The sequence below is a fragment of the Brevundimonas sp. genome, assembly GCF_019636155.1.
Taxonomy (GTDB): domain Bacteria; phylum Pseudomonadota; class Alphaproteobacteria; order Caulobacterales; family Caulobacteraceae; genus Brevundimonas.
Window position 1 is genome coordinate 109,898 of sequence record NZ_JAHBYB010000004.1, and the last position, 20,741, is coordinate 130,638.

Genomic DNA, 20,741 nt, shown 5'->3' on the forward strand with positions numbered 1-20,741 from the left:
ATTTCAGGCGTCATTGCACCTGTTTTCGTCAACAAGAGCCATAAAATGACGAATTTCGTCGATCTGGACGGTTTCGATCATCGGCTGCTGGCGCGGGTCCGGCGCAACAATCTGGAGCCGGCGCGGGTCACGGCCGAGGCGGTGGGCCTGTCGGAATCCGCCGTGCTGAGACGACTGAGGCGATTGCGGGCGGAGGGGGTCATCAAGGCCGATGTGGCCATTGTCGATCCGGCGCGGGTCGAGCCGCGGATCGTCATCCATGTCCAGGTCGAGATGATGGGCCAGGACAGGCCGGCGATGGACGCCTTCAAACGCGCCCTGGTCGCCAGTCCGGAGGTTCAGGCCGCCTGGGACGTGACAGGCGAGACCGATTTCCTGATCACGGTGGCGGTGCGATCCATGGCCGACTACGAGGCCTTCTGCTTGCGCGAACTGACCACCACGGCCCATGTGCGGGCCTTCCAGAGCATGATCGTGATCCGCGAAGTCGTCGGCTTCGACCCCGCGCGGGCGGTGTTGAGCCGATGAGGCGCCCTTGCGCGGGCGGGGGGCGCCGCCTCATCTAGGAACGACGCCAACGCCAGCGGAGACCTCCCCATGTCCGACGTCGCCTATGATCCCTCGCGCCACGTGAAGTCGGGACGGGGCAAGGTTTACGCCTCGATCCTGGACACCATAGGCGACACGCCCCTGGTCGAACTGCCGCGACTGTCGGCCGAGCTGAAGCCCAAGGCGCGGGTTCTGGCCAAGCTGGAGTTCTTCAATCCCGTCGCCTCGGTCAAGGACCGGATCGGGGTGGCCATGGTCGAGGCCCTGGAGCAGGCAGGCAGGATCGGGCCGGACACGGTGCTGATCGAACCGACCAGTGGAAACACCGGCATCGCCCTGGCATTCGTGGCGGCGGCCAAGGGATATCGGCTGATCCTGGTCATGCCCGAGAGCATGTCGATGGAACGGCGCAAGATGCTGAAGCTGCTGGGCGCCGAGCTGGAGCTGACCCCGGCTGAGAAGGGCATGAAGGGCGCCATCGCGCGGGCGCAGGAGCTGCTGGACGCCACGCCGGGGGCGATCACCCCGGCCCAGTTCGACAACCCCGCCAACCCCGCCATCCACCGCGCCACCACGGCCGAGGAGATCTGGAACGACACCGAGGGCGCGGTCGACATCGTCATCTCCGGTGTCGGCACCGGCGGCACCATCACCGGAGTCGGACAGGTGCTGAAGGCGCGCAAGCCGTCGGTGCGGATGATCGCGGTGGAGCCGACGGACAGTCCGGTCCTGTCGGGCGGCGCGCCGGGGCCGCACAAGATCCAGGGCATTGGCGCGGGCTTCGTGCCGACCGTGGTCGACCGGTCGATGATCGACGGGGTCGAGACGGTGACCAACGACGAGGCCTTCGACATGGCGCGCCGCGCGGCGCGGACCGAGGGGATCCCGGTCGGCATAAGTTCGGGCGCGGCCCTGACCGCCGCCTTCCGCCAGGCCGCCCTCGATGAGAATGCGGGCAAGACGATCGTGGCCATCATCCCCAGCTTCGCCGAACGCTATCTGTCGACGGCGCTGTTCGAAGGTTTGTGATCGAATACCGGCGGTTAACGGTTCCGCTTTAGGTTGTGCGCATGAACCCAGCGGCTCCGATTCCGGCGGAGGACGCTCCGGAGGGGGCGTTCAAGGCGCGCCACGCGCTGCTGAAGCGTCTGGCCGACGTCGTCTCCCTGCCCGCCAGCCGGATCAACGCCTTCGAGCGCGCGGTGACGGGCGATCTTCTGGTCGAGATGCTGAGGCTGGCGGCGCCGGAAGAGCGGCGCCGGGTGGCGGCGCGGCTGGCGCCGTTGTCAGAGCTTCCCAACAGTCTGGCGCGGCTGCTGCTGCGGGACGAGCCCGACATCGCCGGCCTGCTGATCGAACAGTGCGCGTCTCTGACGGACGCCGATCTGGTGGGCTGTGCGCGGGACACGGGGATCGAGCATCGGCTGATGCTGGCGGGCCGACGAGGCCTGTCGGAAATGGTCACCGAAACCTTGGTGGAGACGGGCGAGCCGGCCGTCATCGAGGCCGTGCTGAAGAACGCCAACGCCCGCCTGTCGCACGGCGCCATAGAGACGGCGGTGGCCGCCAGCCGGACCGCGCCGGGCCTGTGCCCCCTGTTGCTGAGGCGGCCGGAACTGAGGCCGTCGGGCGCCTACGCCATGTTCTGGTGGTGCGGTTCCGACGACCGGCGCACCATCCTGCAGCGGTTCGCCGTGTCGCGTGAGGTGATGCAGGAGGTGGTCGACGACGTCTTCCCCATGGCCGCGGCCGAGAACTGGCAGGATCCCGTTTCGCGCAAGGCCCTGCAGTTCATCGAGCGGCGCCAGCGCAATCGCGCCGCCATCGCCAAGAGCCCCTTCGCCAGCCTGGAAGACGCCGTTCAGGCGGCGGCCAGCCAGGGCCTGGACCGCGATATCGCGGCCGAAATCTCTTATCTGGCGGGGGTCAAGCCTCTGACGGGGGCCAAGATCCTGGGCGATATCGGCGGCGAGCCGGCGGCGATCCTGTGCAAGGCGACGGGGCTGGAGAAGTCGGACTTGAGAGCGCTCTGGCGGTCGATGCGCCGGCCCGAAGTCGATGCCGCCGGGGCCTTGGATCCGGCCTGGGAACGGGTGCAGACGACCTTCGACATGCTGGCGGTCGACCGCGCCCAGACGGTGCTGCGCTACTGGAACTGGTCGCTGTCGTCGGCGATCACGCCGGCGCTGTTGCGCGCCATACGCGAAGGCGATGATCTTTCAATCGACGAATATTCGACTCCGGAACGCACGGCGATGATGGCGCTGGCGCAAGATTTCGGACGATAGGGCGGCTACGGAACTGATCAGTTCCCGTGGACAGCGCGCGCAAGACTGTATTGCGTTTCAACGGGAACGCCCCTAAGGACGGCCGTGAAATCTGATCTGGATAGATCAGATAAATCCCCCCGCCGCGAAAGGTCGAAGCCTGACCATGGAAGAACAACCCCAGATCCTCGAGATGACCGCCGACATCGTCTCGGCCTATGTCAGCAACAATACGGTCGATGTCGAGGCCCTGCCCGGCCTGATCTCGAGCATCCACGCCATGCTGACCCAGGTGGCGGAAGGCGGCGTCGAGCCCGAGCCAGAGCCCCAGGAACCGGCCGTGCCGATCCGCAAGTCGATCAGCCCGGATTTCCTGATCTGCCTGGAAGACGGCCGCAAGTTCAAGTCGCTGAAGCGCCACCTGCGGACCAAATACAATATGAGCCCCGAGGAATACCGGGCGAAGTGGGGCCTGCCCAAGGACTATCCGATGGTCGCCCCGAACTACGCCAAGGCGCGGTCGGAACTGGCCAAGCAGATGGGCCTGGGTCAGGGCGGGCGCAAGCCGGCACGCGCGGGCCGCGGCCGCAAGTAAGACCAGACGACACGATCCAGGTCCGCAACGCCCGCTTCCTGTCCGGAGGCGGGCGTTTGCTTGCCCGGGGTTGGGATCAGGCGGCCTGGGCGCCTCGGCGCAGACGCCAGAAGCGAACGGTTCGCATGGCGGCTTCCTGGGTCAGTTCGGCATACATGCGTGCATAGCCGTGGGCGCGCGCCATGGCGTCCCGCTCGGTGTTCAGCAGGACCACGGCGTAGGTCAGGAAGAGGGCCCGATCCAGGTTGGCGGCCTTGCAGATCACCGCCAGGGCGTCGATCTCGCGCCGCTCGATGATCTGACGCGCCGTATGGAAATCGACATCGGCCAGCTGGCTGAGAGCGATCAGGAACGAGGTTCGGCCGCCCGAACGGAGGAAGCGGGCCAGCATCTGGGGCGACAACTGTCCGGCCGCCTTCAGCTCCTCGACATAGGCCAGGCTCTCGGCATAGTCGGCCGGGAAGGCCCCGTCGCCGACGGCGACCCGAGCGCGCCCGGCGGCCAAGGCGCTTTCGACCAGGTCGGGATCGAGGGCTGCGTTCTGATCGAGGATCTGCTGACGCAGCCGGGCCTCGACGACGAAATACATCTCGTTCAGCAGATCGGGCGCCAGGCCGCGCCGTGACACCGTCGCCTCATGCAGGGCCGGGTTGGACTTGGCCCGCTCGACGGCGGCCTCGGCGCCCGCGCGCGACAGACGGGCCCCTTCGTTGCGAAGCAGGCTGTGCAGGGCGTCGTCGTCGCCGCGTTCGACGATGGCGTCGGAGACGGCTTCGGACACGGTGGAGCGTTCGGACACCGCCAGAATGTGCGCCTGACCGCGGTCGCGCACGACCGAGATCAGATCGGCGTCGGTCAGGACGGGCGAGGCGCGCAGGATGGCTTCGGCCACGGCCGCCTCGTCATTGGCCAGGCCGCGAACCAGGGCCGCCGGCGCATTGGGCGATGTGGCGAAGCGGGCGGCCAGTTCGGCGCGGACGGCCGTTTCCATCTCGGCGGCCAGGTCGCTCAGGACGGCGTCGAACAGCTGTTGCTCATTGGGCGAATGGACCGGGGCGCCGAAGAAATGGTCGGTCAGTTCGCGCAGCAGGTCGCGCCGCTTCTCGCTGGAGGTCTGATGCGCCAGGGCGATCAGGTCGGGCAGGCGGGACTGGGGGGCGGCCCCGCCGGAGGGCGGCTTGCTCATGACGGTTCGTCGCCCACGGTCGGGACTGCGGGCCGGATGCGGCCGTTGACGTCGCGCAGCAGGGTCGGCGCTTCGGGCGGTTGGGCCAGGTCGGCGGTTTCGGGTGTCCGCTCCAGTTCCAGCGGCAAGGCGTCCAGATACACCGGGGCAGGCGTCGGCATGGCGTCCGGCTGGCGGCCATACTGGCGGTGGACCGAGTAGTATCGGGCGCCCGAAGGCGATGCTGCGGTCGCCGGTGCGGGCGGGGGCGCAGCGTCGGGCGCGATGCGGGCGGCGGTTGGGGCGGCGGGCGCGAGCGTCGAAGTCGCCGTGCGCACGGGCATCGGGGCTGGAGCCTCCGAGAAGCCGCCATGCGGAATGATACGCGGCGCCGAGGCGGCGCCGAGAGTGGGCGCCGCCGTATATGTCGGTTGGCCGACGGCGGTCGTCGGCTTGCCGGCCCAGCTGAGATAGGACGCCGGGGCGGAAACCGTCTGGGCCGGGGCGGGCGTCGCCGCCGCGACAACCAGGCCGGACAGTGCGGCGGATAGGATCATGGGGTGGCGCACCGCGGGGATTCCCGAACGAACTCCGATGCCTCGACCATGGCGGGCCGCGCTTAACCGCCGCCTAACGGCCGGCCATGCGGCGCATGATTTCCCGTTCCGCAGCGGCGATGACGGCGTTGAGCATCAATCCCATCAGCGTCAGCCAGGCCAGGGCGGCCAGGAGCTGGGCCGTGCGCAGCCGGTTGCCGGCTTCCAGCAGGCGCCAGGCCAGGCCCTGGGTCGCGCCCGAACCGGACACGAACTCGGCCACCACGGCGCCGATGACGGCCAGGCCGGCGGCGACGCGCAGTCCTTCCAGAACGAAGGGCAGGGCGCTGGGCAGGCGAAGCCGCCAGAGGCGTTGCAGGGGCGTGGCGCCGTGCAGGTCGAACAGGCGCTCCAGGTCCGGATCGGCGCTCTGCAGCCCCGTCAGGACGCCGGAAAAGACAGGGAAGAAGGCGACGGCGGCGGCCAGGGCGACGACGGCCTGATCGGCGCGGTCCAGGCCGAACCAGATCAGGACCAGAGGCGCGATGGCGACGACCGGCGTGACCTGAAGGGCGACCGCCAGCGGACGCACCGCCGCCTCGGCCCGGCGGTTCAGCGACACCGCCAGAGCCAGGCCCCCGCCGATCAGAAAAGCCAGGACCAGGGCCTGGAACGCCATGCCGAAGGTGACGGCGGCCGAGCGCGCCAGAAGAGGCGCGGATGTGACCAGGGCGGCGGCTACGGCGCTGGGCGGCGGCAGAAGATAGGGCGGAACCGCCAACAGGCGACAGGCGATCTCCCAGGCCGCCAGCAGCAGGCCCAGGAGGACCAGGGGGGCTAGGAGGTCGGACGGCCGCTTCACGCTATCGCCTCCATGGTCGCGGCCAGGGCCGAGGCCACGCCCTCGACCGCCTCGCGATAGGCGGGCGCCATCCGCCACCCCTCGGGACGTGGCAGGGGGCCGGGCGAAGTCAGGCGCGCGACCTGCGCGCCGGTGCGGGCGTCCAGCACCACGGTGCGGGCCGCCAGATAGACCGCGTCCTCGACATCGTGGGTGACCAGGACGATGGCCGGCCGGGGCCGGGCGTCGCGCCACAGGCGATGCAGGTCCTCTATCAGCCGTCGCCGGGTGACGGAATCCAGGGCGGCGAAGGGCTCGTCCAGCAGCAGCAGAGAGGGATGGGCGACCAGGGCGCGGGCCAGGGCGACACGCATGGCCATGCCGCCCGACAGCTGGCCGGGCCGAGCGTCGAGCCGGTCGCCCAGGCCGACGGAGGCCAGGGCCTCGGCGGCGCGACGACGCGACTCGGCGTCAGGGGTGCGGGCCAGGTCCAGCGGCAGGGCGACATTGTCGAGCGCCGAGGCCCAGGGCATCAGGGTCGGCGCCTGGAAGACCAGGCCGGTGCGGCCCGGCGCGGTCAGGGCCTTCCCCTCGGTCGGCGGTTCGAGCCCGGCCAGAAGGCGCAGGGCCGTCGACTTGCCCGCGCCCGAGGCGCCGACCAGGGCGATGATGTCGCCGGAAGAAACCTCCAGGTCGATCGGGCCCACGGCGCGCGGACCATAGCGGACGACGGCGCCGGTCAGGCGCGCGACCGGCCCGGCCTGATCAGCCACGGCCCGGCAGATAGGCGTCGGTGAAGGCCGAACGCCAGTTCAGGCCGGGATCATAGACCCCCGCCTGGGCGGTCACGTCGAAGAAGGCCTGCCAGCGGTCGGCGGTCATTGCGCCGAGGCCGTAGAGGGCCGCGTCCCCGCCATCGACCACGCCGTTGGCGCGCAGGGTCTCGCGGGCCTGATCCAGGATGTCCTGGGTCATGTCGGGATTGTCCTTGCGGATCAGGGCGTCGGCCGCCTTGGCGTCGCCACGAATATAGTCGCGCCAACCTTCGGCGGAGGCGGCGATGAAGTCGCGCAGCGCCTGGGCGTTGTCGCGGGCGAAGGCGTTGGGCGCCAGGACCATGGTGGCGTAGGACGGATAGCCTTCGTCGGCCAGAAGGAAGACCCTGGGCTGGAACCCGCCGACCTGGCGGATGGTGTAGGGTTCGCTGGTCAGATAGCCCTGCTGGACCGCGCGCGGGTCGGCCAGGAAGGGGGCCGGGTTGAAGGTGTATTTGCGCACCTGGTCGTCGGTGAAGCCGTATTTGGCCTTCAGCCAGACCCAGAAGGCGGTGATCGAGGCGTCGGCCAGGAGGAAGGGCCGGCCGTGCAGGTCGGCGATCGACTTCAGCGCCGGATCGGGATGGGCGATCAGGACCTGAGGGTCCTTCTGGAAGAAGGCGGCGACGGCCTTCACCGGGGCCCCTTCGGCGACCAGGTTCAGGGGGATGAAGCTGTTGGAGCCCATGCCCAGTTCGACGGCGCCGGAGGCCAGAAGCTGGGGCACGTTCACGCCCGGTCCGCCCTGGATGATCTGGACGTTCAGGCCACGCCGCTCGTAGGCGCCCGAAGCCAGGGCCTGGTAGAAGCCGCCGTGTTCGGCCTGGGCGCGCCAGTCGGTGGCGAAGCGCAGGCGGACGCGCCCCTGTTCGTCGACCGGCGCCTCGGACCGGCCGCAGGCCGCCAGCGGACCCGTCAGGGCGGCGAGGCTGGCGGCGCCGATCAGGACGCGGCGTCGGGAAGCGGAAGGGGCGCTCATGGCCCTGGTTTAGGGCGCGCCGTGGGGGAAGGGAAGCGGGCGCGCGGATCGGGCGAGCGGCGCCGGAATTGAGCGAGGGGACGCGCGCCCGGTCGAACCGTTGCGTACGTCCCCTCGCCAAGTCCGGGTTGGACTTGGCCGTTGAGGGTCCGGACCTTGGCCTGGGCGCCGGCGGAGCGAGCTCCGTCTGCGGTCGGCTGTATCCTGACGGCTCCTGGTCTTCGGCGTTCCGCCCGACTTTCGCCGTGCGCCGTCCGTCGATCCCGGCCTGGTCCTCCGTGAACGCCTCGGGCCGAAGCCTTCGTCGTCCGGGAGCCTGGGCCCTGCCACGTCGTCCGTTCGGGTCCGAAGACCGCGCCCGGAGGCCGGGTCAGAGAGCCGGACCGGTTCGCTTTGAGCCCCGGGTCGCCCCGGTTTTCCGCGCCGCCGTGTCCCTCGGCCCGTTGACGTTCCGACGAAACCCGCTATGAGGCAAGCGCCTCAAATCCATCGTCTGTGGGTGGAATTGGGGATGAATTGTGCGTCGATGGTGGATTAGCGCTTTTCTTCGGCAATATTGTTGTTTGCCGGATAGAGTTTAGGCGACGATCCCCAGTGGCGCGACAAGCGGCTGAAAAGCCTTCAGCTGGCCAGGTTTTCGCGCTTTTCCTCGAGTTCCAGCCATTCGATCTCGGCGGCTTCCAGCTCGGTGCGGGCCTTGGTGGCGGCGGCCATGGCGCGGTCGAAGGCGGCGGGGTCGCGGCCGTAGAGGTCGGGATCGGCCAGGGTGGCGTCGTGTTTTGCGATCTGGGCCGGCAGGTCGGCGAGAAGGCGTTCCAGTTCCTCGAGACGGCGGGCGTCCTTGTAGGAGAGTTTGGAGGACTTCCGGGCGGGCGCCGGTGTCTGGGGCTGGCCCCCTCCACCGCTGCGCGGTCCCCCTCCCCCGGCGGGGGAGGATTGGGGCGGGGCCAGGAAGGCGGGGTTCTGGCGCAGGAAGTCGGTCCAGCCGCCGGGGGTCTCGACGATGTCGCCGCGGCCGTTCATGGCGATGGTCGAGGTGGCCAGGCGATCGACGAAGTCGCGGTCGTGGGAGACCAGGATCAGGGTGCCGTCATAGGACTCGAGAAGCTCTTCCAGCTTGTCGAGGGTGTCCATGTCCAGGTCGTTGGTCGGCTCGTCCAGGACCAGCAGGTTGGCGGGTCTGGCCAGGGCGCGGGCCAGGAGCAGGCGGTTGCGCTCGCCGCCGGACAGGGTGGAGATGGGCTGGCGCAGCTGGGCCTCCTGGAACAGGAAGTCCTTGGCGTAGGCGGCGACGTGCTTGGAATGGCCGCGCACCAGGATGCTGTCGCCGCCGCCCGGTGTCAGGGCGTCCCAGAGGGTCATGTCCGACTTCAGCCCCTCGCGCGACTGGTCCAGATAGACCGGCTCCAGGTTGGCGCCGAGGCGGACGGTTCCGGCGTCGGGCGCCAGTTCGCCGAGCAGGATCTTGACCAGGGTGGTCTTGCCGGCGCCGTTGGGCCCGACGATGGCCAGTCGGTCGCCGCGCAGGATGCGGGTGGTGAAGGGCTTGATGACCGTGCGCTCGCCGAAGCCTTTGGACACGCCTTTCACCTCGGCAACCAGTTTGCCGGACAGGGCGCCGGAATCGACGCCGAGGTTCAGTTCGCGCGGCAGATCGCGGACCCGTTCGGCGCGGTCGGCGCGCATGGCCTGGAGCGCGCGGGCGCGGCCTTCGTTACGGGTGCGCTGGGCCGTGATGGAACGGTAGAAGGTGTAGGTTTCCGCCTCGATCTTCTTGGTCAGGCGGCGGAGGGATTCGGCCTCTTCCTCCATGACCTTGGCGGCCCAGTCGTCGAAGGCGTCGAAACCCTTGTCCAGGGTGCGGACGCGGCGACCTTCCAGCCAGTGGCACGCATCGGTGACGCGGTTCAGGAAGGCGCGGTCGTGGCTGACCACCAGGACGGCGAAGCGGGCCGATAGGAGTTCGGTCTCGAGGAGCTCGATGGCCAGGATGTCGAGGTGGTTGGTGGGCTCGTCCAGCAGCAGCAGGTCGGGTTCTTCGGCGAAGGCCTTGGCCAGGGCGGCGCGGCGGGTCTCGCCGCCCGACAGGTTGACGGCGGGCTTGGCCGGATCGAGGCCGAAGGTCGTCAGCCAGGCCTCGGCGGTCCAGCGTTCGGCCGCCCCGGAAGCGGCGTAGTCGAGCAGGGTCTCGCCGGTGATCAGAGGCTCCTGAGGCACATAGGCGAAGCGGGTTCCGGCCTGGATGGAACGGTCGCCGGCGTCGGGTTCGATCAGGCCCATGACGATCTTCATCAGGGTGGACTTGCCCGCGCCGTTGCGACCGACCAGAGCGGCGCGGCTGCGCGGCTCGATGGCCATGTCGACGCCCTCGAACAGGGGGCGAGGGCCGTCCTGAAGACGGACATCCTTGAGGGCGACGAGGGGCGGGCGAGCCGACATGGGTGCTTTCGGGCGACGAGGGCGGTATGGGGAGGCGTGGATTTAGAGCCTGACGCCCCTGCGACCAAGCCCTTCTGGGAAACCAAGACCCTGGTGGAGATGACGCCGCGGGAGTGGGAGAGCCTGTGCGACGGGTGCGGGCTGTGCTGCGTCATCCGGTTCGAGGACGAGGACACCGGCGAGGTCATTCCGACCAAGGTGCACTGCAAGCTGTTCGACAGCGCCGCCTGCCGGTGTTCGGACTATGAGAACCGCAAGGCCCATGTGCCGGACTGCATCAAGCTGACGCCGCACAATATCGAGGCGCTGGAGTGGATGCCGAAGTCTTGCGCCTATCGCCGCATTCATGAGGGGCGGCCGCTGGCGTGGTGGCATCCGCTGGTCTCGGGCGATCCGGAGACGGTGCATGCGGCGGGGGTGTCGGTGCGGGGCCAGACGATTTCGGAGCTGGACCTGGAGAACGAGGAAGACGCCCTGGATCACGAGGCGCCGGAGTGGGCGCTGGAGCGCGGATGAAAGCCGGGCGCGCTGATTATAAGCGCTGGACAGAGCAGGTGGCTGTTTTGGTTGGAGTCCCCCGGCCGTAGAGGTTGTTTGCGCGCCCAGGGACGCTGGTCCCCTATAGTGTGGGCATGACGGGAAAAAGGGTTTCGGGACGGCGGGGGGTCAGGGCCCTGGGCAAGCTGACCGACGAGATCCTGAACCCCATCGCGGGCGGCGATCTGGCCGAGGCGGAGCGGCGGCTGAAACTGGCGACCGCCAGCGTCAAGCTGCGCCAGGCACTGGTCGAGACGCTGGAACGCGAAGCCCAGTCGAACGGGGAGGACGAGGCGCCGGATGCCGCCGGAGAAGAACGACTGCGCGAGGCGCTTTATCATCGACTGGTGGCGCTGGCGCGGGCCATCGACGCGGAGGAAGCTGCTGGCGGCGATCCGTCCAGCGCTGGAGACCCTGATCCGGACGGACTGGCGGCTGTGGGCCCGGCCGGCGCAGAGGCCGCCCGACGGCGCGTGGACCAGCTGGCTGTTCCTGGGCGGACGCGGGGCGGGAAAGACGCGGGCCGGGGCTGAATGGCTGAGCGGGCGGGCGGCGCCGGGGGCGCGCCTGGCCCTGGTGGGGCCGACCCTGCACGATGTGCGCGAGGTGATGATCGAGGGGCCGTCGGGCCTGAGAGCCGTGGCCGCGCCCTGGCGACGGCCGGTCTATGAGACCAGCCGGCGGCGGCTGGTGTGGCCGAACGGGGCGGTGGCCTACGCCTTTTCGGCCGAGGACGCCGACAGCCTGAGAGGGCCGCAGTTCCATGCCGCCTGGGGCGACGAATTCTGCGCCTGGCGCAAGCCGGGTGAGGTGCTGGCCATGTTGAGGATGGGACTGAGGCTGGGCGACGATCCGCGCCTGGCGGTGACGACCACGCCGCGGCCGATCCAGGCGCTGAAGACCCTGATGGCCGAGCCGGGGACGGTGACGACGCGGGCGGGGACGGCGGCCAATCGGTGGAACCTGTCGGCCAACTTCCTGCAGGGGCTGGAGGCCCTTTACGGCGGGACGCGGCTGGCGGCGCAGGAGCTGGAGGGGCGTATCCTGGCCGAGGATGGCGCCTTGTGGACCGAGGCGATGCTGAGCGCCTGCCGGGGGCGGGCGCCGCCGGATTTCGAACGGGTGGTGGTCGGGCTGGACCCGCCGGCCACGGCAAGGGGCGACGCCTGCGGGATCGTGGTGGTCGGGCGGTTCGAGGGCCGAGCCTATGTGTTGGCGGACCGGACGGTCAGGGGGCTGAGGCCCCGAGACTGGGCCAGGAAGGCGGCCGAGGCGGTGGCCGAGTTCGAGGCCGACTGGGTGATCGCCGAGGTCAACCAGGGCGGCGACATGGTCGAGGACCTGCTGAAGATCGCCAAATGCGGGGCGCGGGTGAAGTCGGTCTTCGCCAGCCGGGGCAAGCGGGCGCGCGCCGAGCCTGTGGCGGCCCTGTATGAACAGGATCGGGTGATCCACTGCGCCGCCATGCCGGCGCTGGAGCATGAATTGCTGACGATCGGCGGCGAGACGGGGTTCAGCCCGGATCGGGCGGACGCCCTGGTCTGGGCGGTCAGTCATCTGCTGCTGGATCGCCAGGGCGCGCCGCGCCTGCGGCCGCTGTAACCAGGACGAAGGAGCCGAAATGGCGATGCCGAAACTGCGCTGGCCCGGCCGGCGCGGCGGGGACGACCCGCGCCCGGACGAGACCAAGGCCAGCCGCACCGGCGGGCTGATCGCCATGACCGGGGTTGGGCGGCCGCGCTGGACGCCGCGCGACTACGCCAGCCTGGCGCGCGAGGGGTTCGGCAGGAATGCCGTGGCCTATCGCTGTGTGCGGATGATCGCCGAGGCGGCGGCCTCGACGCCCCTGATCGTGCTGCACGACGGGTTGCGGGCGGCCGATCATCCGGTCGCGCGTCTGTTGCACAAGCCCAATCCGGAGCAGTCGGCGCCGGAGCTGCTGGAGGCGCTGTACGGGGCGCTGCAGACGGCGGGGAACGCCTATCTGGAGGCGGTGGGCGATCCGGTTCCGGAGGAGCTGTGGGCGCTGAGGCCCGACCGGGTTCGGGTGGTTCCAGGCGCGCGGGGCTGGCCCGAAGCCTATCAATACGCCGTGGGCGGACGATCAGTGACGATCCGGCGCGAGGCGGACGGATGGTCGCCGGTGATGCAGGTGCGGCTGTTCCATCCGACGGACGACCACTATGGCCATTCGCCGCTGGAGGCGGCCGGCTTCGCCATCGACGCGCACAACGCTGCCGGGGCCTGGAACAAGGCGCTGCTGGACAATGCGGCGCGGCCGTCGGGCGCCCTGATCTATGGGGCGCGGGACGGGGAGCGGCTGACGGCCGACCAGTTCGAGGCGCTGAAGGCCGAACTGGCCGAGGCCCATGGCGGGGCGTCGAACGCGGGACGGCCGCTGTTGCTGGAAGGCGGTCTGGACTGGAAGCCGATGAGCCTGACGCCCGCCGACATGGACTTCATCGACGGCAAGCATTCGGCGGCGCGGGACATCGCCCTGGCCTTCGGGGTTCCGCCGCAGCTGCTGGGGATTCCCGGCGACGCGACCTACGCCAACTATCGCGAGGCCAACATCGCCCTGTGGCGGCAGACGGTGATCCCGCTGGCCAGGAAGATGTGCGGGGCGCTGACGGGCTGGCTGGGGCAGAGGTTTCCGGGGGTGCGGATCGAGCCGGACCTGGACGCGGTTCCGGCGCTGCAGGCCGAGCGGGACGCCCTGTGGGCGCGGCTGGAGGCGGCCTCCTTCCTGACGGTCGAGGAGCGCCGGCGCATGGCCGGGCTGGGCGGCTGATGGAGGGATGGAAACGGGCGCCCTGGCCCCTGATCGGGGTGCTTCTGGCCCAGACGGTGGCGGGCCTGACCTGGGCCGGCGGGGCGGCGGCGCGGATCGGCGCCCTGGAGAGCCAGGTGGGCGAGCAGCGGCTGGTGGCCGAACGTCTGGCGCGACTGGAGGAACAGGGGGTGGCGACCCGCGCGGCGGTCGAGCGGATCGAACGGCGGCTGGAGGAACGGCGATGAGCGGGGCGCTGACGATCGAAGGCTACGCCAGCCTGTGGGGCCGGGCCGACCTGAACGGCGACGTGACCGCCCGCGGCGCCTTTGGCGACAGTCTGGCGCGGACGGGGGTAGGGGCGGTGAAGATGCTGCATCAGCACGAAGGCCGGGCGCCGGTGGGCCTGTGGGACGAGATGCGGGAGGACGACCAGGGCCTGTTCGTCCGTGGACGGATCATGGACTGGTCGCCCGAGGGGCGGCTGGCCCAGGCCCTGGCGCGGGCGGGCGCCCTGGACGGCCTGTCGATCGGCTTCCGATCCGTGAAGGCGCGACGCCAGGGGCGGCTGAGGGTGCTGAGCGGGGTGGAGTTGTGGGAGGTGTCGCTGGTGACGTTCCCGATGGCGCCGGGGGCGCGGTTCAGGGTGGTGGGCGACGAATCCCTTGTTACTCCGTTGCGGACACCGCCCCATGGTGTTCAATCTCACGAAGCACGCGGAAGGCAACTACGATAGGCCGGCAATGACCAAGAGCTTCGTAATGCTGCTGGCGATCATCGGCCTTTCGGCGCCAGGTTGCGCCAAGAGCCGGCCTGTTGCGACGGCCCAGGCGGCATGCGCCTTGGTGACTGCCCGGGTGACGGCCCAGCGCGGTCTGCCTGCCCGCCATGTGATCTTCTGCGATGAGATTGCCGAAGCCGACAGCCCGGCCGGCTATTACGTCATGGCGCTTAGAGCCCGTTGCGCCGAAGACGTATGTGGCAGCACCCTGATGGGATGGTTCGCTATCGACAAGATGAACGGTGACGTTTTCGAAGTGGAAGACGTGGCGGACTGGGGGCTGGGGCGGCGAGTGGCCAGCGGTTCCTCGCATCCGCGGTCCGCGTTGCTTGGCATGAAAGTGCGCGCGCGTATGGTTTGAACGTGGGAAGTGCGGCGCCGATGCTAATGTATAATCTCCGAAAATCGTCGTGACGCTTTCGGCGTCGCAAGACCCAGGGTTCTCTCCGGGCCGATGATCGCCGTGGCGCTGTCGCTTCGACCGACTAGGGTTCACTGATGGGAGGGTCAGCCTTGAGGGGTCTGGTTCGGTATGGCCTGGCGGGTCTGGGATTCTGTGTGATCGCGGTTCTCTATGGATGGGCCGTTTTCGCGACGCTTGTGATCCTGGCCATGTCCGACTGCGCCCTGAGCGATCAGGAGATTGACGCGGGCGTGACCTGCGCCGCGTCGGGCGATCAACTCGTCTGGCCCGTTCTGGGTCTATCCGCCCTGGGGTTCGCGGGCGTTCAGTGGCTTTTCCTGCGTTGGGCGCTGCGAAGACCAGGCCAGGGGCGGGCGCGGACGTCCGCTTCCAAGTCGCAGCGCCTGTCAGGGCCTCACTGAGGCGGCAGATATTCGGCCGGGATGGGGTAGGCGTCGGATTCGGCCTGCCAGAGGATGTTCATGACCCACCAACGCTGGCCGTCGTTCCAGAGCTGGAAGGTGTTGATCCCGCGCAGCATGGGTTCGGCGTCGTCGGCCTGGCGGCGGGCCTCGTAGGTCGACCAGACGTGGGCGATATGGCCGAACCGTTCGACGCGGTCGGCGATGGATTTTTCGTGGAAGCCCTGCATCAGGGCGGGGCCGGACCGGGTGATGTAGTCCTCCGGGCTGGCGAATGAGGCCACGGCTTCGCCCGAGGGGCGGATGCCGGTGGGGATCAGCCGGGCCGAGGGATGGAACAGGGACCGGAAACGGTCCCAGTCGCGCGCCTGGCCCGCGTCGCCGGAGATGACGTCATAGACGGCCGCCAGGATGGCCTCGATCGATTCCACGTCGGCGGGGTTGGCCTGGACGGCGGTCGTCGCGGCGGCCGGGGCCTGATCCTGGGCCAGGACCGGTTGGCCGGCCGAAAGGACGGCGGCCGCGGCGGCGGCGAACAGGGCGTTGCGCATGAGATCTCCTCCCTCTGTCGGGAGGACTATGGCCGAGCTTTTCGATGCTCGCCAGACCAGACGCCGGTCACCGGCGGGATGAGGCGCCCCGGCGCCTTGGAACACAGCGGAGATGCAATGAGAGAGACCAAACAGGCCCCGGCCACGCCGGGCCAGCGCGCCGCCATGCACGAGATGATGGCGGCCTTCGAGGCCTTCAAGGGCGCGAACGACGCCCGCCTGGCCGAGATCGAGAAGAAGGCGGCGGCCGATACGCTGCTGGAGGAGAAGGTGGCGCGCATCGACCAAGCCGTCAGCGGCGCCCAGGCGCGGCTGGACCGCATGGCCAGCGAGGCGCGCCGGCCGGAACTGACCGGCACGGCCGTGCCGGTGACGGCGCCGGAATCCAAGGCGGCCTGGGACGGCTATCTGAAGAGCGGCGCGGCGCCGCGCGGGGACTGGGGGCTGGAGCTGAAGGCGGGCCTGTCGTCGGCGTCCAACTCGGCCGGCTATGTCGTGCCGCCGGAGACGGAACGGGCCATCGAACGGCGCCTGATGGCGGCGTCGCCGATGCGCGAGATCGCCACGGTGCGCACGGTCGGCGCGGGCGTGTTCAAGAAGCCGGTGTCGACGGCGGGCATCGCCTCTGGCTGGGTCGCCGAAACGGCGGCGCGGCCGGAGACGGACCCGGCGACCCTGGCGCTGCTGGAGTTCCCGGCGGCGGACCTCTACGCCAGCCCGGCGGCGACGCAGAACCTGCTGGACGACGCCCTGGTGGACCTGGACGAATGGCTGGCGGGCGAGGTCGAGGACGCCTTCGCCGCCCAGGAGACGACGGCCTTCGTCACCGGCGACGGGACCAACAAGCCCAAGGGTTTCCTGAGCTACACCACCGTGGCCGACGCCAGCCAGGCCTGGGGCGAGATCGGCTATGTGGCCTCCGGTCAGGCCGGCGCCTTCGCCAGCAGCAATCCGACCGACAAGCTGATCGACCTGGTCTATGCGCCCAAGGCCCAGTACCGGCCGAACGGCCGCTTCGTGATGAACCGCAAGACCGTCTCGGCCGTGCGGAAATTCAAGGACGGCGAGGGCAACTACATCTGGCAGCCGGCGGCGCGGATCGGCGACAGCTCCAGCCTGCTGGGCTATCCGGTCACCGAGATCGAGACCATGCCGGACATCGCGGCCAACAGCCTCTCGATCGCCTTCGGCGACTTCCAGCGCGGCTATCTGATCGTGGATCGGGCGGGGGTGCGGGTGCTGCGCGACCCCTATTCGGCCAAGCCCTATGTGCTGTTCTACACGACCAAGCGCGTGGGCGGCGGGGTGCAGAATTTCGACGCCATCAAGGTGATGAAGTTCGCCGCGTCCTAGACGCGGAGTGACGAGTGGTCAGTGGCGAGTGGCGAGCAAGGACCGCTCGCCGCTGACGTCGGCGTGGACGGGCGAGGGGCGGGATGGGATTGGCGGTCACTCGCCACTGACCACTCGCCACTCGCCACTATCGAGCAAAGCGAGACCCAAATGACCGCACCCGTGACCCTCACGGAGGCGAAGCTGTTCCTGCGCGTCGAGCACGAGGCGGAGGACGGGCTGATCCAGACCTTGATCGACGCCGCCAGGGCGCGGGTTGAGGGGGAGGTGGGCCTGAGCCTGACCGCCGTCTCTCCGGCGCCGCTGAGGCTGGCGATCCTGATGCTGACGCTGCGCGCCTATGAGCGCGACGAGACCGAGATGCCGATCGCGCCGGTCGAGGCCTGGATCGCGCCCTATCGCGTGGTGCGGCTTTGAGCGGGCCGGGCGCGATGCGGATGCTGGCCCGGATCGAGCGGCCGGTGGAGACGGAGACGCCCTATGGCGGGCGGACCGTCAGCTATGAGCCGGTCGGGATGGTCTGGCTGGCCTGTGCGGCGAGGCGGCGGCGCGAGCGCAGCGAGGCGGGCCTGCCGGCGCGCTGGGTGGAGACGATGCAGGCCGGTTGCCGGGCAGACGGGCGCCTGGCCGAGGGACTGGTGCTGCGCTTCGGCGGGGCGGACTGGACCGTGCGGGGCGTCGAGGCGGCGTCGGCCGGGCGGATGGCGCTGGACCTGGAGCGCAGCCGATGATCGACCATGAGGCGGCGCTGCAGAAGGCGCTGATCGCGCGCCTGAAGGCCGATGAGACGGTGCAGGCCCTGCTGGGTCATCCGGCGCGGATCTGGGACGAGCCGCCGGCCGAACGCCAGTGGCCCCACCTGATCGTCGGCCGGGCGGAAAGCCGGCCGGTGGCCGCCGGGGATTGCGGCGTGGAGCATCGGATCAGCCTGACCTGCATCTCGCGCTTCGGCGGGACGGAGGAGGCGCGAGCGGTGATCGCGGCGGTGCGGGCCAGCCTGCACGAGGCGACGCTGGAGGCGGACGGGGTGCGGACGATCAATCTGCGCGCCACCTTCAGCGACGTGTTCCGCGCGCCGGACCTGAAACGAACATACGCCGTCATCCGCCTGAGGGCGGTGACGGAGGAAACGGAGGACTGACATGGCCGCACAGAAGGGCCGGGACATGCTGCTGAAGATCGGCGACGGCGGCGCGCCCGAGGTGTTCACGACGGTGGCGGGAGTACGGGCGCGGACCATTTCGTTGAACGCTAAGACGGCCGACGTGACCGACGCGGACAGCGCCGGGCGGTGGCGCGAGCTGCTGGCGGGGGCGGGGGTCAAGTCGGCGTCCGTCTCGGGCCAGGGGGTGTTTCGCGACGCGGCGTCGGACGCCCGGATCCGGGAGGCCTTCTTCGCCCAGGAAGCGCGGCGCTGGCGCCTGACGGTGCCGGACTTCGGGGTGCTGGAGGGGCCTTTCCTAGTCTCGGCCCTGGAGTATGCGGGCGAGCACGAGGGCGAGGCCAGTTTCGCCATGACCCTGTCCAGCGCCGGCGAGATCGGCTTCACGGCGGCGGCATGAGCGTGAATGGCGCCAGGGGCGAGGCCGTGGCGGTGTTGGGCGGGGAGCGGCGTCGGCTGTGTCTGACTCTGGGGGCCCTGGCCGAGATCGAGACGGCGTTGGAGGTCGAGGGGCTGGACGGCCTGGCCGAACGGATGCGGCGGCTGTCGGCGCGGGATCTGAAGGCGGTGCTGGGCGCCCTGCTGCGCGGAGGGGGAGAGACGGATGTCGATCCCGGCGCGGTCGATCCGCGCGAGGCGGCCGAGGCGGTGGCCAGAGCCTTCGCGGCGGCGGCGTGACGGGGCGCGCCGACTGGGGCGGCCTGCTGCGGACAGCCCTGGTGCTGGGCATCGGGCCCGAGGCGTTCTGGCGGCTGTCGGTGCGCGAATGGCGGCTGCTGACCGAGGGCCATGCCGGGGCCGGGCCGATGGGGCGCAGCGATCTGGAACGGATGATGGAGGCGTGGCCGGATGAGTGAGGAATTCAGGCCCGATGGGCTGGACGCCGTGCCTGAGAAGGCGGCCGAGGCGGCGGCGGCGCTGGAGTCACTGCGTGAACCGGCCGAACGGGCCGCGAGCGCGATAGAGGCGGCCTTCGGACGGGCGGGGCAGAGCTTGGCGCGGTCCCTGACGCGGGCGGCGTCGGACGGACGGCTGAGCCTGGACGAACTGGCGCGGGCGGTGCTGAACGCGGTGGGCGCGGCCGTCGGAGGCAGGGGCAGCGGACTGTCGGCGGCGGTGGCCCAGGCGGTCGGCGGACTGTTCGGCGGCGCCCGGGCCGAGGGCGGGCTGGTGCTGGGCGGCGGCGCCTATCTGGTCGGCGAGCGGGGGCCAGAGGTGTTTCGGCCGGCCACGGGCGGGATGATCGAGCCAGCCGGCGCCGGCGCCGGGGTGACGGTCAATGTGCGTATCGACGGGGGCGCGGACGCCCTGCTGAGGTCCGAAGCCCAGATCGCCCAGAGCCTGGCCCGCGCCGTGGCCCTGGGCGCGCGAGGCCTCTAGGCCGGCGTCTTGGGATTGGGGCCGAAGCGGTTGGCGCCGGCCTGGCTGTCGGTCAGTCCGATCCACAGCAGGAAGCCCAGATTGACCAGCAGCAGCAGGGCGAAGATCCCGAACGCCGGGCCGATCAGCCCCATGATGGCGAGCGGATCGCCCTGATCCAGGGCGGCGGCGTTCATGACGGCGCTGAAGCCGATCATGCTGATCCCCACGATCACGCCCACGGTGCTGACGACCCAGGGAGTGAGGATCAGCCAGCCGGTATGGCCCATGTCGTGGAGCCGTTTCACCCCGATGGCCAGGTTCGGCCAGATCAGGGTGATCGACAGCAGCCAGCCCAGGAAGGGTATCCAGCCGGCCACGACGCCGACGCCCAGCAGGATCAGCCAGCCGATCCAGAAATGGGATCGGCGCGTGCGGCCTTCGAACTGAAACAGCAGGCCCTGCCAGTCGAACGACTGAATCTGGGTGGACGGTTCGGTGGTCATCGGCCCCTCCCGGCGATGCAAGGGGCGCGGCCCCGATCAGGCGAGCATGGACGAACGTCGCTCGCTCAACAAGCGAAACAGAAACGGATGAGGCATGGCCTTTCATGAAGTGCGGCTGCCCGCGCGCCTGTCGTTCGGATCGACCGGCGGGGTGGAGCGGCGAACCGAGGTCGTCACCCTGGCGTCGGGGTTCGAGCGCCGGTCCAGCCCATGGGCGCATGGACGGCGGCGCTATCTGATCGGCGCGGGTCTGAGGTCGCTGGACGACATGGCCGAACTGACGGCCTTCTTCGAGGCGCGGCGAGGGCGGCTGTACGGGTTCCGGTTCCGGGACTTCACGGACTTCAAATCGTGCGCGCCGGGTGCGGCGATCACGGCGACGGACCAGAGCCTGGGAACCGGAAACGGCAGCCGCAAGATATTCCAGCTGGTTAAGGCTTCCGGCGACATGGAGCGGACGATCATCAAGCCGGTGGCGGGGTCGGTCAGGGCGGCCCTGGCCGGGGCTGAGGTCGCGGACGGCTGGGACGTGAACCCCGCCACGGGCGCCCTGACCTTCGCGACGGCGCCGGGGTCCGGGGTGGCGGTGACGGCGGGCTTCGCCTTCGACACCCCGGTGCGGTTCGACACCGACCGGCTGGAGATCACCCTGGAGACCTTCGGGGCGGGGCGGCTGGCCGCGGTTCCGCTGATCGAGGTGCGGGTCTGAGC

The 20,741-nt window shown here is 70.0% G+C and carries 27 protein-coding genes and 1 pseudogene; 20 read left to right on the forward strand and 8 right to left on the reverse strand.

From position 1 onward, the window contains the following. Nucleotides 1-45: 45 nt before the first annotated feature. From KF910_RS06185 to KF910_RS06200, 4 genes are all read left to right on the forward strand, one after another. Nucleotides 46-528 carry an Lrp/AsnC family transcriptional regulator gene (locus KF910_RS06185; protein ID WP_292259671.1) on the forward strand — a complete coding sequence of 161 codons (483 nt, stop codon included), beginning with the start codon at nt 46-48 and terminating at the stop codon, nt 526-528. A gap of 69 nt (nt 529-597) precedes the next feature. Further along, the gene (gene cysK, locus KF910_RS06190; protein WP_292259672.1) at nt 598-1,578 is read left to right on the forward strand and encodes a cysteine synthase A; all 981 of its coding nucleotides are present in this window, start codon (nt 598-600) and stop codon (nt 1,576-1,578) included. A 41-nt stretch (nt 1,579-1,619) separates the two neighbouring features. Next, on the forward strand, nt 1,620-2,837 hold the full coding sequence (locus KF910_RS06195) for a DUF2336 domain-containing protein (protein WP_292259673.1): 1,218 nt from the start codon (nt 1,620-1,622) through the stop codon (nt 2,835-2,837). 145 nt (nt 2,838-2,982) lie between these two features. Further along, nucleotides 2,983-3,411, forward strand: a complete 429-nt coding sequence (locus KF910_RS06200) for a MucR family transcriptional regulator (protein WP_292259675.1) — start codon at nt 2,983-2,985, stop codon at nt 3,409-3,411. Nucleotides 3,412-3,487: 76 nt separating this feature from the next. On the opposite strand, the gene KF910_RS06205 is transcribed toward KF910_RS06200, so the two are convergent. The 6 genes from KF910_RS06205 to KF910_RS06230 form a co-directional block, all read right to left on the reverse strand. Next, nucleotides 3,488-4,597 carry a DUF2336 domain-containing protein gene (locus tag KF910_RS06205; RefSeq protein WP_292259677.1) on the reverse strand — a complete coding sequence of 370 codons (1,110 nt, stop codon included), beginning with the start codon at nt 4,595-4,597 and terminating at the stop codon, nt 3,488-3,490. Beyond that, the gene (locus KF910_RS06210; RefSeq protein WP_292259678.1) at nt 4,594-5,133 is read right to left on the reverse strand and encodes a hypothetical protein; all 540 of its coding nucleotides are present in this window, start codon (nt 5,131-5,133) and stop codon (nt 4,594-4,596) included. Before KF910_RS06210 ends, KF910_RS06205 begins: the two co-directional genes overlap by 4 nt. Before the next feature lie 73 nt (nt 5,134-5,206). Beyond that, a complete protein-coding gene (locus tag KF910_RS06215) occupies nt 5,207-5,974 on the reverse strand; it encodes an ABC transporter permease (RefSeq protein ID WP_292259679.1) in 768 nt (255 codons plus the stop codon). Continuing rightward, nucleotides 5,971-6,726, reverse strand: coding sequence for an ABC transporter ATP-binding protein (locus KF910_RS06220; protein ID WP_292259682.1), 756 nt, complete (start codon nt 6,724-6,726; stop codon nt 5,971-5,973). The genes KF910_RS06215 and KF910_RS06220 overlap by 4 nt, the downstream gene beginning before the upstream one ends. After that, complete coding sequence (locus tag KF910_RS06225) at nt 6,719-7,747, reverse strand: ABC transporter substrate-binding protein (RefSeq protein WP_292259683.1); 1,029 nt, start codon at nt 7,745-7,747, stop codon at nt 6,719-6,721. Before KF910_RS06225 ends, KF910_RS06220 begins: the two co-directional genes overlap by 8 nt. Before the next feature lie 621 nt (nt 7,748-8,368). Next, nucleotides 8,369-10,186, reverse strand: a complete 1,818-nt coding sequence (locus KF910_RS06230; RefSeq protein WP_292259684.1) for an ABC-F family ATP-binding cassette domain-containing protein — start codon at nt 10,184-10,186, stop codon at nt 8,369-8,371. A 36-nt stretch (nt 10,187-10,222) separates the two neighbouring features. Between KF910_RS06230 and KF910_RS06235 the strand changes: the two genes are divergently transcribed. The 7 genes and pseudogenes from KF910_RS06235 to KF910_RS06265 all read left to right on the forward strand — a co-directional run bounded on the left by KF910_RS06235 (nt 10,223) and on the right by KF910_RS06265 (nt 14,635). Further along, a complete protein-coding gene (locus tag KF910_RS06235) occupies nt 10,223-10,702 on the forward strand; it encodes a YcgN family cysteine cluster protein (protein ID WP_292259686.1) in 480 nt (159 codons plus the stop codon). Between the two features lie 116 nt (nt 10,703-10,818). Continuing rightward, nucleotides 10,819-11,256, forward strand: coding sequence for a hypothetical protein (locus KF910_RS06240; RefSeq protein WP_292259688.1), 438 nt, complete (start codon nt 10,819-10,821; stop codon nt 11,254-11,256). Nucleotides 11,257-11,260: 4 nt separating this feature from the next. Further along, nucleotides 11,261-12,325 (forward strand): DNA-packaging protein, encoded by a 1,065-nt coding sequence (locus tag KF910_RS06245; RefSeq protein ID WP_292259901.1) that lies wholly within the window; start codon nt 11,261-11,263, stop codon nt 12,323-12,325. Nucleotides 12,326-12,344: 19 nt separating this feature from the next. Next, nucleotides 12,345-13,514 carry a phage portal protein gene (locus KF910_RS06250; RefSeq protein WP_292259690.1) on the forward strand — a complete coding sequence of 390 codons (1,170 nt, stop codon included), beginning with the start codon at nt 12,345-12,347 and terminating at the stop codon, nt 13,512-13,514. Next, a complete protein-coding gene (locus tag KF910_RS06255; protein ID WP_292259692.1) occupies nt 13,514-13,741 on the forward strand; it encodes a hypothetical protein in 228 nt (75 codons plus the stop codon). Before KF910_RS06250 ends, KF910_RS06255 begins: the two co-directional genes overlap by 1 nt. Continuing rightward, nucleotides 13,738-14,148, forward strand: a pseudogene (locus tag KF910_RS06260) (HK97 family phage prohead protease); the annotation flags it as partial. The gene KF910_RS06255 and the pseudogene KF910_RS06260, both read left to right, overlap by 4 nt. A gap of 106 nt (nt 14,149-14,254) precedes the next feature. Further along, nucleotides 14,255-14,635, forward strand: a complete 381-nt coding sequence (locus tag KF910_RS06265) for a hypothetical protein (RefSeq protein ID WP_292259694.1) — start codon at nt 14,255-14,257, stop codon at nt 14,633-14,635. A gap of 457 nt (nt 14,636-15,092) precedes the next feature. On the opposite strand, the gene KF910_RS06270 is transcribed toward KF910_RS06265, so the two are convergent. Beyond that, entirely contained in the window at nt 15,093-15,650 is a 558-nt protein-coding gene (locus tag KF910_RS06270) for a hypothetical protein (protein WP_292259696.1), read from the reverse strand. Between the two features lie 117 nt (nt 15,651-15,767). On the opposite strand from KF910_RS06270, the gene KF910_RS06275 reads away from it, so the two are divergent. The 8 genes from KF910_RS06275 (at nt 15,768) to KF910_RS06310 (ending at nt 19,545) form a co-directional block, all read left to right on the forward strand. Further along, nucleotides 15,768-17,003, forward strand: a complete 1,236-nt coding sequence (locus KF910_RS06275) for a phage major capsid protein (RefSeq protein ID WP_292259698.1) — start codon at nt 15,768-15,770, stop codon at nt 17,001-17,003. 150 nt (nt 17,004-17,153) lie between these two features. Beyond that, nucleotides 17,154-17,420, forward strand: a complete 267-nt coding sequence (locus tag KF910_RS06280) for a head-tail connector protein (protein ID WP_292259699.1) — start codon at nt 17,154-17,156, stop codon at nt 17,418-17,420. 14 nt (nt 17,421-17,434) lie between these two features. Further along, the gene (locus KF910_RS06285; RefSeq protein ID WP_292259701.1) at nt 17,435-17,734 is read left to right on the forward strand and encodes a head-tail adaptor protein; all 300 of its coding nucleotides are present in this window, start codon (nt 17,435-17,437) and stop codon (nt 17,732-17,734) included. Beyond that, nucleotides 17,731-18,144 (forward strand): DUF3168 domain-containing protein, encoded by a 414-nt coding sequence (locus KF910_RS06290; protein WP_292259703.1) that lies wholly within the window; start codon nt 17,731-17,733, stop codon nt 18,142-18,144. Before KF910_RS06285 ends, KF910_RS06290 begins: the two co-directional genes overlap by 4 nt. Nucleotide 18,145: 1 nt before the next feature. Beyond that, on the forward strand, nt 18,146-18,565 hold the full coding sequence (locus KF910_RS06295) for a phage major tail protein, TP901-1 family (protein WP_292259704.1): 420 nt from the start codon (nt 18,146-18,148) through the stop codon (nt 18,563-18,565). Beyond that, nucleotides 18,562-18,843, forward strand: coding sequence for a gene transfer agent family protein (locus KF910_RS06300; protein ID WP_292259706.1), 282 nt, complete (start codon nt 18,562-18,564; stop codon nt 18,841-18,843). The genes KF910_RS06295 and KF910_RS06300 overlap by 4 nt, the downstream gene beginning before the upstream one ends. After that, entirely contained in the window at nt 18,840-19,022 is a 183-nt protein-coding gene (locus KF910_RS06305) for a phage tail assembly chaperone (protein ID WP_292259707.1), read from the forward strand. The genes KF910_RS06300 and KF910_RS06305 overlap by 4 nt, the downstream gene beginning before the upstream one ends. After that, nucleotides 19,015-19,545 (forward strand): phage tail tape measure C-terminal domain-containing protein, encoded by a 531-nt coding sequence (locus KF910_RS06310; protein ID WP_292259709.1) that lies wholly within the window; start codon nt 19,015-19,017, stop codon nt 19,543-19,545. The genes KF910_RS06305 and KF910_RS06310 overlap by 8 nt, the downstream gene beginning before the upstream one ends. Here KF910_RS06310 and KF910_RS06315 read toward each other — a convergent pair. Continuing rightward, a complete protein-coding gene (locus KF910_RS06315) occupies nt 19,542-20,030 on the reverse strand; it encodes a DUF805 domain-containing protein (RefSeq protein WP_292259711.1) in 489 nt (162 codons plus the stop codon). The genes KF910_RS06310 and KF910_RS06315 overlap by 4 nt on opposite strands. Before the next feature lie 94 nt (nt 20,031-20,124). Here KF910_RS06315 and KF910_RS06320 point away from each other — a divergent pair, with 94 nt between their 5' ends. Continuing rightward, nucleotides 20,125-20,739 carry a DUF2460 domain-containing protein gene (locus tag KF910_RS06320; protein WP_292259712.1) on the forward strand — a complete coding sequence of 205 codons (615 nt, stop codon included), beginning with the start codon at nt 20,125-20,127 and terminating at the stop codon, nt 20,737-20,739. Nucleotides 20,740-20,741 lie beyond the last annotated feature (2 nt).